2 protein-coding genes are annotated in these 257 nt (G+C 46.7%); both read right to left on the reverse strand.

The genetic code is table 11. The features are described 5' to 3' along the window. Positions 1-77: KOW motif-containing protein (locus tag SB764_RS42220; protein WP_332909117.1), on the reverse strand; the 77-nt coding region annotated here is incomplete at its 3' end. Between the two features lie 10 nt (positions 78-87). Continuing rightward, a partial coding sequence (locus SB764_RS42225; RefSeq protein ID WP_410867069.1) for an uL14 family ribosomal protein occupies positions 88-257 on the reverse strand: 170 nt, incomplete at its 5' end.

Consider the following 257-nt stretch of genomic DNA (forward strand, 5'->3'; position numbering starts at 1 on the left):
TTAACTTTACCGCGTTTACCTTTATCTTTACCGGTTAACACGATAACTTCGTCATCACGACGGATTTTCGCTGCCATGATTCGCTCCTTAGAGTACTTCTGGTGCCAGAGAGATAATTTTCATGAACTTCTCACTACGAAGCTCACGAGTTACCGGCCCAAAAATACGCGTACCGATAGGCTGCTCGCTGTTGTTGTTCAGAAGAACACAAGCATTACCATCGAAGCGAATGACAGAACCGTCCGGGCGACGAACAC

This window comes from Paraburkholderia sp. SIMBA_027 (assembly GCF_046535315.1).
Classification (GTDB): Bacteria; Pseudomonadota; Gammaproteobacteria; order Burkholderiales; family Burkholderiaceae; genus Paraburkholderia; species Paraburkholderia tropica.